This is a genomic window from Achromobacter sp. (genome assembly GCF_032113835.1).
GTDB lineage: Bacteria > Pseudomonadota > Gammaproteobacteria > Burkholderiales > Burkholderiaceae_B > Achromobacter.
The window spans coordinates 39,617-52,382 of sequence record NZ_DAMCTG010000010.1; the positions used below are offsets into that span (position 1 = coordinate 39,617).

At 66.2% G+C, this 12,766-nt stretch carries 10 protein-coding genes; all 10 read right to left on the minus strand.

Features of this window, described 5'->3' with window-relative positions; all coding sequences use genetic code 11:
• Position 1: 1 nt before the first annotated feature.
• The 10 genes from RT697_RS06270 to RT697_RS06315 all read right to left on the minus strand — a co-directional run bounded on the left by RT697_RS06270 (position 2) and on the right by RT697_RS06315 (position 12,747).
• Positions 2–2,020 (minus strand): TonB-dependent receptor domain-containing protein, encoded by a 2,019-nt coding sequence (locus RT697_RS06270; protein ID WP_313697558.1) that lies wholly within the window; start codon positions 2,018–2,020, stop codon positions 2–4.
• A 219-nt stretch (positions 2,021–2,239) separates the two neighbouring features.
• Positions 2,240–3,289, minus strand: coding sequence for an ABC transporter substrate-binding protein (locus RT697_RS06275; RefSeq protein WP_313697493.1), 1,050 nt, complete (start codon positions 3,287–3,289; stop codon positions 2,240–2,242).
• Between the two features lie 90 nt (positions 3,290–3,379).
• Positions 3,380–4,363 (minus strand): GTP-binding protein, encoded by a 984-nt coding sequence (locus RT697_RS06280; RefSeq protein ID WP_313697495.1) that lies wholly within the window; start codon positions 4,361–4,363, stop codon positions 3,380–3,382.
• A complete protein-coding gene (locus RT697_RS06285; RefSeq protein ID WP_313697497.1) occupies positions 4,363–6,018 on the minus strand; it encodes an amidohydrolase family protein in 1,656 nt (551 codons plus the stop codon). Before RT697_RS06285 ends, RT697_RS06280 begins: the two co-directional genes overlap by 1 nt.
• A 5-nt stretch (positions 6,019–6,023) precedes the next feature.
• Positions 6,024–7,271 (minus strand): metal-dependent hydrolase family protein, encoded by a 1,248-nt coding sequence (locus tag RT697_RS06290; protein WP_105241001.1) that lies wholly within the window; start codon positions 7,269–7,271, stop codon positions 6,024–6,026.
• A gap of 24 nt (positions 7,272–7,295) precedes the next feature.
• Positions 7,296–8,177, minus strand: coding sequence for an ABC transporter permease (locus tag RT697_RS06295; protein ID WP_312437411.1), 882 nt, complete (start codon positions 8,175–8,177; stop codon positions 7,296–7,298).
• Positions 8,178–8,185: 8 nt separating this feature from the next.
• Positions 8,186–9,232, minus strand: a complete 1,047-nt coding sequence (locus tag RT697_RS06300) for an ABC transporter ATP-binding protein (protein WP_313697499.1) — start codon at positions 9,230–9,232, stop codon at positions 8,186–8,188.
• Positions 9,233–9,235: 3 nt separating this feature from the next.
• Positions 9,236–10,045, minus strand: a complete 810-nt coding sequence (locus RT697_RS06305; RefSeq protein WP_175122125.1) for an ABC transporter permease — start codon at positions 10,043–10,045, stop codon at positions 9,236–9,238.
• A 277-nt stretch (positions 10,046–10,322) separates the two neighbouring features.
• Positions 10,323–11,417, minus strand: coding sequence for a M14 family metallopeptidase (locus tag RT697_RS06310; protein WP_313697501.1), 1,095 nt, complete (start codon positions 11,415–11,417; stop codon positions 10,323–10,325).
• A gap of 1 nt (position 11,418) precedes the next feature.
• Positions 11,419–12,747: an MFS transporter gene (locus RT697_RS06315; protein WP_313697503.1), complete on the minus strand. Its 1,329-nt coding sequence runs from the start codon at positions 12,745–12,747 to the stop codon at positions 11,419–11,421.
• Positions 12,748–12,766: the final 19 nt, after the last annotated feature.

The window sequence follows — 12,766 nt, forward strand, 5'->3', positions numbered from 1 at the left end:
ATCAGTACGTCATGCGCACGCCCAGCAGCACGCTGCGGCCGGGCAGCGGCGCGACGGTCGAGATGAACGAGGCGTGGTTGTAAGCCAGCTTGTTCAGCAGGTTGGTGCCGCGCAGGAAGACCTCGTAGCCCGTGGCGCCGTACTGGCCGCGATAGGCGACCACCGCGTTGACCATGTTGTAGCCCGGGGTGGTGTCTTCATAGGCCGCAATGTCCTTCTGCGCGAACACGCGTGCGTATTCGACGCCGCCGGACCACTGCTGCCACTTGAAGTTGCCGCGCACGCCCGCGCGTCCGGCCGGGATGCGCGGAAGATTGCCGTCGCCGCCCGTCAGCTTGCCGCGCACGTAGTCGCCGAACACCGCCGCCGAGAAGACCGGCGTGAACTGGTGACGCAGTTCGCCTTCCACGCCCGTGAATTCCGCGTCCTGCTGCGTGTACTCGATCAGGCGGAAATCTTCGTAGCGATCCAGCGTATTGGCATAGATGTAGTTCTTCACGCGGTTGTGGAACACACTGGCCGAGAACGTCGTGTCGCCGGAATGCTTGCGCAGCGTCAGGTCGATGTTGCGCGACGTTTCGCGCGTCAGGTCCGCGTTGCCCAGTTCATACGTATTGGTGGCGATGTGGATGCCGTCCGCATACAGCTCCTGCGCGTTGGGCAGGCGCTGCGAACGCGACAGCGACAGCGCCACGGAATACTGCGGCGCGAAGTCCCAGATCGCGGCAGCCGACAACGACGTGCCTGACAGGCTGCTGCGCGGCGCGCCGCCCGACGGCGACACGCGCTGCCAATCCTGCCGCGCGCCCAGCTCGAAGCGCCAGTCGTTCAGCTGGTATTCCTCCAGCAGGAACACGCCGGTCGAACGCGTCTTGCTCGGCGGCAGGAACGCCTCTTCGCCCTCGGCGCTGAAATCGCTGTACGCGTTCTGCAGGCCGATCACGCCGCGCCAGCCGGCAATGGGCTTGTGCTGCATTTCCACGCGCATGTCGTAGCCCTTGTTCTTGAAACGCGTGCCGACCTCGCCGCCTTCGATCTCGTCGTGCTGGTAGTCCGTCAGGCCGCCGCGAAAGCGAATCTTCTCGAAGCCGGCAAACGGGTCCTGGTATTCGGCGCGCAGGTCCACGCGGTTGCTGCGCAGCTTCACGTAGGGCACGCCGCCATGTTCGTGGTCGTGATCGTGGTCGTGACCTTCCTCGCCCTCGTCCCCATGATCGTGGTCATGGCCGCCGCAGTGCAGATGCGTGCCGTGCGGGTGGCAGCCTTCGTATTCGTGGTTGTGGCCGGGCAGGCCGTATTCGCTTTGCAGATGCGTGAAGGCCACGCCCACGTAGCCGCGCGGCGTGATCCACGACATGCCGACCGAGCCCTGCGTCGACTCGCTGTACGAGCCTTCCAGCTTGCCGCCGGGCCAATCCGGCACGTCGTAGTCGCTGGTGCGGCGCTTCATGCCTTCGACGCGCACCGCGAACTGGCCTTCGCCCGCCGTGATGCCCACCGCGCCGGCGCGCTCCTTGGTGCCCGTGGCGCCGCGCAGTTCCGCCTCGGCCGCGACGCCCTTTTCCGGCACTTCGGTCGGGATCTTCTTGTCCACCACGTTCACCACGCCGCCGATCGCGCCGCCGCCGTACAGCAGCGTGGCCGGGCCGCGCAGCACTTCGATACGGTCGGCCAGCAGGGGCTCGACGGTCACGGCATGGTCAGGGGAAATGGCCGAGGCATCCATCACTTCGGACCCATCGGACAGCACCTTCACGCGCGGCGCGGTCTGTCCGCGGATCACCGGACGGCTGGCGCCGCCGCCGAACGTGTCGCTATTGACGCCCGGCAGGTTCTTGAGCGTTTCGCCCAGCGTGCCATTGCGCTGCTCGATCAACGCATCGCCTTCCAGCACCGAAGCCGGCAACGTGGTGCTGTTCAGGTCCAGACCCAGCGGATTCGCGGAGACCGTGATCGGCGCCACGGTCTGCGTGCGGGCCTCGCCTTCGGTCTGCGCCTGGGCGACAGGCGCCATCAGCATCAACGAGCACACTAGCGGCGCTTTCCCCATCCCCAGCTTCTTACCGTTCATCTTTACTCTCTTGGATGTTATATCATTACAAACTAGCTGCCGGATGATATAACATTTCAACCCCTTTGCAGAGTCATCCAGAAACGACAAAGCGCGATTCCCCTGCAGGAATCGCGCTTCGATGATGCGGTCAGCGGCGCAGCGCGGGGTACAGCGCCCCGCCCTCGATCATCCCGCCTTGAACTCCTTGTTCCAGAACTCCAGCATGTCCGCCTTCTTCTCGGTCAATCCCTTCAGGTCGTACGCGTGCAGCAGCTTGACCTCGGCGTCCGAAAAGCCCACGCGCTTCAACGCTTCCGGCAGCGACGCGTTGGTGACGGTGGGCGCGTAGCCCATCTTTTCGGCAAAGCCGATCTGGCCCTGAGGATCCAGCATGGCGTTCAGGTACGCCCACGCCGCGTCCTTGTTGCGGCTGTTCTTGGCGACGGCGGCCTCGAACGACACCGGCACCGACCCTTCCTTCGGGATAACGAAGCCCAGCGGCAATCCGCTGTCCTTCCATTGCAGCGCGCGCGCCTTCCACATGACGGCGATCGCGATTTCGCCGGACTTGAAGGCGGCCGCAACGGCTTCATTGGACGGGTAGATGCGCGGCGCATTGGGCTTGAGCTTGGCCAGGAACCGCTTGCCGCCCTCGAAGTCCTTGGTGGTGCCGTCTGCGCCCAGCCCGACGAAGACCGAGTTGTAGAGGTAAAGAATGTCGGAGAAGCCGACCTGGCCCTTCCACTTGGGATCCAGCAGCACCTGCAACGAATCCGGCGGCGTCGGGAATTTTTCGGTGTTGTAGACCAGCGTCATCGCGCTGAAGATGTGCGGAATCGAGTACGGCGTCTTCAGCGTGTCGATCGCGTTGGCCAGGTTGGGCAGCTTCTTGACGTCAATGGGCTCCAGCGTGCCGGAGCGCTCGGCGTCGTACATGTCGACTTCACCCAGCAGCGCCACGTCCATGCTGCCGCGGCGCGAGTTCTTTTCGGCGCGCAGCTTGGTGACCCGGCCCACGGCGTTGCCCGTGTCGTAGACCACCTTCACGTCCTGCTTGGCGACGATGGGGTTGATGATCTGCTGCAGCAGGTTCTGGTAGTCGCCGCCCCAGGTACCCACCACGATTTCCTTTTCGGCGGCGTGGGCCATGCCGGGCAGCCAGCCCAGGGCGGGCGCCAAAGCCAGGCCGGAGGCTGTCTTGATGAAGCCACGGCGATTCAGGTTTTTCTCTTGCATAACAACCTCGTATCGAAGGGAACTGACGACTTGCTACGATGCGCCGCGCGGCAGGCCAGCCTGGCCGCGCGGCGTTGGGTTCAACGGTGTTCAGACCAGCATTTCAACCGGCGCGTGCGGCGCGGAGGCACGGATTTCTTCGGCCTCGATGTCGCGCGCAATCACGATGATCGCGTCGCGCGCATCCGGCTGCCGCGTCAGCCGCTGCGGCAGGCTGAAGGTCGAGCCGACCGACTGGATCAAGATGGGCTCCTCGCAATCGCTGACGCGCACCACGGCCTTCACGCGCAGCAGGCGGTCGCCGCACAGCCCGGCCAGGTTGTCCAGCCATTCGGAAAAATCGGTCCAGCTGATGCCGGCTTGCGCGCGCGCCGCCATCACGCGGATGCGTGGATGCGCCGCGCCCTGCCCGCCCGCCGATAGCATCCGCGCCGCCAGCCCCGCCAGGTCGGCGGTGCCTTGCGACGGCGCGAAGGCGGCCTGCACGGCGCGGCGGCGATCCGGTTCCGCGACAACGGCCGCCAGCGGATTCAAGGCCTCGGCCCGCGCCGCACGCGCGCCCAGCGCACCGGGCACGGCCGGCAGCAGATCAGTCTTGGTCAACACGATGCGATGCGCCGCGCCGAACTGCGCCATGGCCTCGTCCATCTCGGCCAGCGCATCGGGATCGCGCGCGCAATCGTCGGTGCAGACCACCGTCAACCGCAGGCCACGACTGGCCAGCTCGGGGTCCGCCAGCGACGCGATGATGGGGCCGGGCCGCGACAGCCCGCTGCATTCCAGGATCACGCGCTGCAACGGGCCTTCGCCTTCCGGCCGGGGCGCGTCGAGCAGCGCGCTCAGCGTGTAAACCAGATCGCTGCGCAGCGAGCAGCACACGCAGCCATTGGCCATCAAGGTCATCGGCACGTTGTCGCTGTCGTTGGCCACGATGGCCCCGTCCACGCCGACCTCGCCGGCCTCGTTGACGATCACGCCGGTGTCACGCGATTCCGGATCGCGCAGGTAGTCCACCAGCAGCGTGGTCTTGCCGCTGCCCAGAAACCCGCACAACAGGAACAGGTCGATGGCCATCAGGCGTCCTCACCCGTGTCGCACGGCGATCCCGAAGGCGCGCCGCCGGTCGGCGGACGCTCGCCGTCCGGGTCGTCGGCCCAGCTGTCCCGGACCATCGCGCGCACATCCGCCAGCAGTTCCGCAGTGTCGTACACCACGCCCGACTTGATGGTGGTCTGCAGGCAGCGCTGCCATTCGACCTTGGCGGTGTCGTCGTTCAGGCGCATGGCGCCGGTGCCGAACAGCAGCTTGAAGTCGGTCAGCGGATTCTGGTCGTGGATCAGCAGGTCGGCGCGCTTTTGCACGTCGATGGAGCCGGTGTCGTCATCGATGCCCAGCAGCGCCGCGCTGTGCGACGTGGCCGCGCGCAGGACCTCGATGGGATGAAAGCCCGCTTCCTGCAGCAGCTCCAGTTCGCGGACGAAGCCAAAGCCGTAGATCTGGTAGATGAAGCCCGAATCGCTGCCCGCGCAGACGCGCCCGCCCAGGTTCTTGTATTCGTTGATGAACTGCATCCACAACCGGTAGTTCTGCTTCCACTCGATCTCGTTCGTGGTGCTCCAGCGATACCAGTACGCGCCGTGGCCGCCACGCTGCGGCTGGAAGTAGCGCCACACGGCCTTCCACGTGTATTCGTCGTGCCAGTCCGCGCGGCGCGCGCGCATCAGGTCGCGGTTGGCGTCGTAGATGTTGAAGGTGGGCACGAAGGTGTGGCCCAGTTCCAGGAACTCGTCCATGACCTGGCGCCACTTGGCCGAGCCGGGCTGCGCGGCCTGCATGAAGGTCTGACCGGCCACCGCAAAGCGGTAATACTCGTCGCTGTAGTTGTAGTCCGTGGGAAACGACTGCACGACGCGGTCTTCGAACAACGCCTCGGGCAGGCCGTAATAGTGTTCGGAACTGGTCAGCCCCCAGCGCGCGGACTTCATCGCGTTAACGCGCGTCACGGCCATCTGCGCGTGATGGCAACCCGAGCGCAGGCCCACCTTGGCCGCCTCGTCCAGCGCCGCTTCCATGATGGCGGGCGGGGCGCCGAAGAACTTGATGCCGTCCGCGCCGCGCGCGGCCAGCTTGCGCACCCATTCGCGGCCCTGTTCGGGCGTGTGGATGGTCTTGACGCGATCGTTCACCGCCGGGAACACCGAATGCACGATCATGCGCGGCGCGGCGATCTTGTTCGCGGCGGAGAGCTCGCGCTGCTCCATCGTCCAGCCCAGGCCGCCCATCGCGCCCATCTCGCGCACGGTGGTGACGCCATGCGCCAGCCACAGCTTGTAGATGTAATCGGCCGGCGGCACGATGCCGCTCATGGCGTGATACGGCGTGCCGATGTGCGCATGTGCGTCCACAAAGCCCGGCGTGACGAACTTGCCGTGGCAGTCGATCTCGTGGTCGCCCGGACCGGGCCGGCGCTTCGGATCGATGGCCTTGTGCGGCGTGCCCACGTTGACCAGCGCGGTGATGCGATCGTTCTCGATCACGATATCCACCGGCCCCCACGGCGGCGCACCCGTGCCGTCGATGATCGTGGCGCCGCGCAGGATCAGCCGCGGGAACGGCCCGAGGCCCCGATCGCGCGGCGCGGGCGCCGAGGGCGGATGCCAGCCCTTGGCCGCATTGACGTCGCGTGATTCTTCGCCGACTTCCGATTGCGAAAACGTGGGATCGCTCATGGCTCCTAGACTCCCAGTTCGTTGTGTTCGATGACGCCGCCCTTCATGATCAGGCCGATGTGCTCGCCCTGGCCCAGCAGGCACGACAGGTCGCGGTACGGATTGCCGTCCACCAGCAGCACGTCCGCCAGCGCGCCTTCCTGGATGCGGCCCAGCTGGCCGACCTGATTCAGCACCTCGGCCGCGGTCGTGGTGGCGCACTGGATGACCTCCTGCGCGGACAGCACCTCGCGGCGGATGCGGAACTCGTCGCTTTGCAGACGCTGCGACGGCCCCAGCAGGTCGGATCCGTAGCCGATCTTCACGCCCGCCTTCTTGTAGATCTCCAACGAATGCAGGCCGGCGGTGCGCACCGTCGCGATCTTGGCGACGGAGTCCGCGGGCAGGCCGTAATCCGCGCCTTCATTGGCAAGCGCCTCGTAGGTCACCAGCGTCGGCACCACGAACGCGCCCTTCTCGGCCATGAAGCGCGCGACGCGCTCGTCGACCAGATTGCCGTGCTCGATAGTGCGCACCCCGTTGCGGATGGCGCGCTCGATCGCGTCGGCGGTGTAGGAATGCGCCATCACGTAGGTCTGGCGGCTGGCCGCCTCGTCGACGATGACTCGGATCTCTTCTTCCGAATAGCCGAAGGACGCGATGGGATCGGTGGGCGACGCCACGCCGCCCGAGGCCATCATCTTGATCTGGTCCGCGCCCATCTGCAGCTCCTGGCGCACGGCCTTGCGCACGTCGTCGATGCCGTCCGCCACACGGCCGATGTCGCCGGCGCGGAAGCAGCAGCCGCAGAAGCTCATGGGGCGCAGGTGGTCCGAGCGCGGACGCGGATCGCCGTGGCCGCCCGTCTGGCTGATGGCGCGGCCCGAAATGAACAGGCGCGGTCCCTTGACCGTGCCTTCGTTGACCGCGCATTTCAGCCCCCAGCCCGCGCCGCCGGCGTCGCGCACGGTGGTGAAGCCCCGCCGCAGCATCGCCGCCATGATCGGCACCGCGCGCATCATCACCAGCGCGTCGGGCAGGACGCCCTGCGTGCTCAGGTTCAACTGCGTGGCCAGCACGTGCACGTGCAGGTCGATCAGGCCGGGCATCAGCGTGCGGCCCGCGGCGTCGATCACGCGCGCCGAGGACGCGCTGATCGGCTTGTCCGACACTTCCTTGATGACGCCATCCTCCACCAGCACATGGTGCCCCTCCAGCAGCTCGGACTGCAGGGGATCGAGCAGGTTCGCATTCTTGAACAGCACAGCGGACATGAGTATTTCCTTAGGATGTCTGGATCAGGAGGCCATCGTCTTGATGTAGCGCCGATGGATCAGCCAATTGGAAAACAGCGCGATGATGAGCGTGCCGCACACCAGAATGACCGCCAGCGCGGCGCCGAACGGCCAGTTCGAGGCCTTGGTGATCTGGTCGTACAGCGCGGGCGCCATCATGGTCAGGCCGGAACCGCCCAGCAGCACCGGCGTGGCGTACGCATTCATGCACAGGATGAACACCAGCATCGTGCCCGCCGCCACGCCGGGCGCGGCGATCGGCAGCACGATGCGGCGGAAGGTGGTGAAGAAGCTGGCGCCCACGTTGCGCGCGGCCTCTTCCACCGACAGGTCCATGCCTTCCAGCACGCTTTGCAGCGTCAGGATCAGGTACGGCATGACCACCGCAGTGGTGCCGATCACGACGGCCGTCGGCGTGTACATCAGCGTCAGCGGCTTGTCGATGATGCCCAGCCCCTGCAGCACGGCGTTGACTACGCCCGCATTGCCCAGCGCCACCATCCAGCCGGCCGCGCGCACCACGTTGCCCACCATCAGCGGAAACACCAGCAGGATCACGAACAGGCTCTTGTAGCGGCTTTGCGTGCGCGCCAGAAAGTACGCGACAGGAAAGCCCAGCACCAGCGCCAGCACCGTGCACAGCGCCGCGATGCCCAGCGTGGTGAAGAAGATGTCGCGGTAGTACGGGTCGCCAAAGAACTTGGCGTAGTTCTCGAACGTGAAGGCGGTCTGCATCATCTCGACCGGGTCGAAATGATTGAAGCTGTAGCGCGCCAGCTGAAGAATGGGGATCATGATGATCACCAGCACCACCAGCGAGGCCGGAAAGGCCAGTCCCGGGCCCAGCCAGCGGCTGGGGCGTCCGTCCTGCGTTGCGGTCGTCATCGCGCCTCCTATTGCGTGAAGGCGACGCAGTCGTCGGGTTCGAAACACGCATACACGCGCTCGCCGGCGGCGGGCGGCGCGGCGCGCGTGCCGGCATTGACGATCTGGCTGATCATGCGGTCGCCGCCATCGAGCTGCACCCGCACCTCCAGCACCGATCCCAGATACAAAGACGATTCGATGACGCCGGGCAAGGCATTGCCGCCTGTCGGCTGTGCCTGCAGACGCACGCGCTCAGGCCGCACGCCCACATGCGTGGCGTTGCCGCCGCCCGGGGCGGCGATGCGCTGGCCGGCCTTGGTTTCGAATTGGTCGTCGGCCTGGCCGCGTCCCGTGAAGACATTCATCTTGCCCAGGAAGTCCGCCACGAACAGATTGGCGGGCCGCTCGTACAGCGTGTCGGGCGCGCCCACCTGCTGCACGATGCCGTCGTGCATGATGGCCATGCGGTCCGCGATCGCCAGCGCCTCTTCCTGATCGTGCGTGACGAACACGGTGGTCAGCCCCAGGCGCCGCTGCAACGCGCGGATTTCCTCGCGCACTTCCAGCCGCAGCTTGGCGTCCAGATTGGACAGCGGTTCATCCAGCAAAAAAACCTTGGGCTCGATCGCCAACGCCCGCGCAATCGCCACACGCTGCTGCTGGCCGCCGGACAGCTGGCGCGGATAGCGGTCACGCAATTCCGTCATGCGCACCATGTCCAGCACGCGCCGGATCTTTGCGTCGCGATCGGCCTTGGGAACCTTGTGCATTTCCAGGCCGAACGCCACGTTCTCGGCCACCGTCATGTGGGGGAACAGCGCGTAGCGCTGGAACACCATGCCGGTGTCGCGCTTGTGCACCGGCAGCCGCGTGACATCGGTTTCGCCGATGCGGATGCGCCCTGCCGTGGGCGTAATGAAGCCGGCAATCATGCGCAGCGTCGTCGTCTTGCCGCAGCCGCTGGGACCCAGAAAGGTCACCAGCTCGCCTTCGGCAATCTCCAGGGAAAAGTCCGACACCGCGACCGCCGCGCCGAACTGCTTGCGGATGTTTTCGATTGAGACCTTCGCCATTTCTTACACCACCTGACTGAGTTTCACATAGCGGTCGGTCACAAGCATGATGATGCCCAACAGCAGGATTTGCACCGAGGCCACTGACGCGATGGTCGGGTCCAGGTTGAATTCGAGGTACTGCATGATCGCGATCGGCAGCGTGGTGCGCCCCGGCCCGACCAGCGACAGCGATAGCTCCAGGTTCTCGAACGACACGACGAAACTGAACAGCGCCGCGGCGACGATGGACGGCCGCAGCATCGGCAGCGTCACGCGCATGAAAGCCTTGGGAGCACTGGCGCCCAGGTTGCGCGCGGCTTCCTCGATGGAGCCGTCCAGCCCGGCCATGCCCGCCGTGACAAGCCGCACGGTCCACGGGATGGTGAGGCACACGTGCGCAATGACCAGGCCGCCAAACGTGCCGACGAGATCCTGATCGAGCACGTTTTCAGCGCGCAGGTAGAAGAGATAGACAGCCACGCCCGCGACGATGCCGGGGATCAGCAGCGGCGACAGCAGCAGCGTGTTGACGCCCTTGCTGCCACTGAAGCGGTAACGCGCAATGGCGACCGCCGCCAGCACGCCCATCGTCACGCCGATGAACGCGGCCACCAGCGACACCTGCAGGCTGAAGATGAAGCCGTTGGCGAACGCGGGGTTTTCCCACGCCTTCACGTACCAGGAGAGCGTGTAGCCCGAGGGCGGGAAATAGAGGATGGCGTCCTTGAAGAAGCTAAGCCAGACCACCAGCACGATGGGGCTGAGCATGAACGCATACATGAGAACCACGAAAACGCGGTGCAGCCACGTGGCCCACGGGATCACGCGCAATGGCTTTTCCCGCGAGGCTGCGACGGCTGAGTCCAAAGGAGGCGCATTATGCAAATCCGGTTCCTTTCAGCAACTGCCGGCTTGGTTTGAAACTCCTCCGAAGACTCTGCGGTCTCTACGGTTAACCAAAGCATATCGGCCGGTTGCTGCCCGGCTCAACTAGGGATAACCCACGACGCGCCAAAACTCGCGGGTTATCCCTGCGGTAGCCCTGTCGGCGGTGCAACCCACCGTGGCGCAACGCTGCCGCAGGTGCAACCCGCCGCGCCGCGCGCTGCTACCCGGCGGCTTGCAAGCCACACACCGCTTGCAGCACGGCGACACGGCTCTGGCCCAGCACCATGCCTTGCCAATCGGCTTGGCCGCAATAGAACGCGTCGCGCGTGGCCTGCAGGATGTCCTGCTGCACGGCATCGCTGGCGTCGGGATGCGCGCGCAGCCAATTGCGGCCCCGCAGCGCGTGCACCACCTCCTCCCACGGTTTGGTGCCGAACTCCAGCGCCATCAATGTGGGTTCGGACTGGGGGCAGGCGTCATAGATAAGGCCGGCCAGATGACCGGTGATGTCGACCGAAGCCGAGCTGCCCTGATACGGCACGGCGATATCGCTGCCCCACCACTGCCGCGCACGCGCGACTTCCGCGTCGTCGCGCCGGCCGGCGTAGATCTTTTCGCCGTGGCCGCGCGGCCCCAGACCCGTGTGCACGTCGATCCAGCCGATGTGCGCGTGGCGGCTGGCGTGCTTCTGCAGGATGTCGCGCAATGTCAGCAGCGACGGCGAGTGGCGCGCACCGCCATAAAACAGGCCATCGGGATGCGTGTACTGCCCGCGCGACACCGCCTGCGTCGTGGCAGCCAGGCCGTGCGTATCGATATGGCGGGCGATGGCCTGGCGGTTCTGTTCGGTGGGCGGCCATTCCTGCGGCAGCAGCAGATCATGGATCTCGCCATAACCGGGATTCGGCGGCACAGGCCGGCCGTCGAAGGGCTGCGCATTGCGGTTCAGGTCGACGTTGCCCTCGTCGGTGCGCGCGATCCACGAAAAGCCGTACGGATTCACTGCGTGCACCAGCAGCAGCGCCACGCCCGCCTGCCGCGCGCGTTCCAGCATGGGCGCATCATCCAGCAGCGCAAGCTGGCAACCCGAACCGCAGAAGCCTTCCACGCCGTGCGTGGCCGACGTGACGATCAGCAGCCGCTGCGCGCCAGCGTCGCCGATCAGCGCCACGTCGGTGGCCAGCGGCTCGCCCTGGCTGCCCACGGCCTCGATGCCGTACGACTCAACCTGCGTGGCCAGCGGCGCGGCGGCCGCCAGGAAGCGTTCGCGCGCCTGGGCGTAGCTGCTGGAAAAGTAGCGTTCAACGGATTGCATGTCAGGACTCCTGGCTGTCGATGTCATGGCCGGTGCGGTCCCGAATCCAGAACAGCACCACGGTGGAAAGCGTCACGGTGACCATCAGGTACCACGCGGGCGCCATCGGATTGCCGGTCACATGCAGCAGCCACGTCACGAAAAATTGCGCGAAGCCGCCGAAGACCGAGATGCCCAGACCGTACACCACGGACATGCCAGTTGTACGCACGGCCTTCGGAAACAGCTCGGGCAGCATCGTTATAACGGGCGCGGTCTGCAGCGCCAGCAGCACGGCCAGCAGGGCGATGACCGTCATCAGCCGCGCGGTGCTGGGCGCCGAGACCAGCCATTGGAAGCACGGCAGCAACGCGCAGACCGTGACGGCGCGCGACCAGAAGATCACCCGCTTGCGCCCCACCCGGTCCGCCAGCATGCCGACGAACGGCGCCAGCACGAACCCGATCGCGCCCAGCACGACGCTGGCAAACAGCGTGGACGTGGCGGTCAGGCCGAGTTCCTTGGTGGCATAGGCCGGCATGTAGAAGCCGATGATCTGCGCGCACACCATGCCGCCGATCACGAGCAGGATGCCCTTGACGATCGTGAGCTTGTACTCGGCAAAGACGCGGCGCAGCGGCTGGTGGCCGGCGGCGGCCGTTCTGGCGCCGGAGGCAGGCGCGGGTTCCAGCGTTTCTTCCAGATTGCGGCGGATGTAGGCGCCCACCGGCACCGTCAGGATGCCGATGATGAACGGCACCCGCCAACCCCAGGCCTGCATCTCCTCCTTGGTCAAGGCCGCAGTCAGGATCGCCACGGTCAGCGCCCCCAGCATCACGCCGAGCGACTGGCTGCCGAACTGCCAGCTTGAATAGAAGCCGCGCTTGCCGGGCGGCGCGTGTTCCACCAGCAGGGTGGTCGAGGCGCCGACCTCGCCGCCCGCCGCAAAGCCCTGGATCAGCCGCGCCAGCACCATCAGCACGGGTCCAACCACGCCCATCTGCGCATGGGTCGGCGCTACGGCGATGAGCGCACAGCCCAGGCCCATCAGCCACAGCGTCAGCGTCATGGCCGCGCGGCGGCCGTGCCGGTCCGCGTACGACCCGATCAGCATGCCGCCGACCGGCCGCATCAAAAAGCCCACGCCGAAGGTGGCGGTAGTCAGCAGCAACTGGCCGTAGCCGGACGCCGCGGGAAAGAAAAGCGGCCCGATGACCAGCATCAGGAAGGTGAAGACGGTGAAGTCGAAGAACTCGAGCGCGTTGCCGATGGTGGTGCCGGCAATGACGCGGCGGCGCATCGACGGCGTGTACAACCCTGGCCCGCCGGCGGCGGCGATGGCAATAGACATGTTTTCCCCTTGATGTCCG

Bases quoted from the DNA above. Each gene is read 5' to 3' on its own strand.
- RT697_RS06285 (WP_313697497.1), bottom strand. From the start codon at position 6,018: ATGAGCGATCCCACGTTTTCGCAATCGGAAGTCGGCGAAGAATCACGC.
- RT697_RS06315 (WP_313697503.1), bottom strand. From the start codon at position 12,747: ATGTCTATTGCCATCGCCGCCGCCGGCGGGCCAGGGTTGTACACGCCG.
- RT697_RS06300 (WP_313697499.1), bottom strand. From the start codon at position 9,232: ATGGCGAAGGTCTCAATCGAAAACATCCGCAAGCAGTTCGGCGCGGCG.
- RT697_RS06310 (WP_313697501.1), bottom strand. From the start codon at position 11,417: ATGCAATCCGTTGAACGCTACTTTTCCAGCAGCTACGCCCAGGCGCGC.
- RT697_RS06280 (WP_313697495.1), bottom strand. From the start codon at position 4,363: ATGGCCATCGACCTGTTCCTGTTGTGCGGGTTTCTGGGCAGCGGCAAG.
- RT697_RS06290 (WP_105241001.1), bottom strand. From the start codon at position 7,271: ATGTCCGCTGTGCTGTTCAAGAATGCGAACCTGCTCGATCCCCTGCAG.
- RT697_RS06275 (WP_313697493.1), bottom strand. From the start codon at position 3,289: ATGCAAGAGAAAAACCTGAATCGCCGTGGCTTCATCAAGACAGCCTCC.
- RT697_RS06270 (WP_313697558.1), bottom strand. From the start codon at position 2,020: ATGCTGATGGCGCCTGTCGCCCAGGCGCAGACCGAAGGCGAGGCCCGC.
- RT697_RS06295 (WP_312437411.1), bottom strand. From the start codon at position 8,177: ATGACGACCGCAACGCAGGACGGACGCCCCAGCCGCTGGCTGGGCCCG.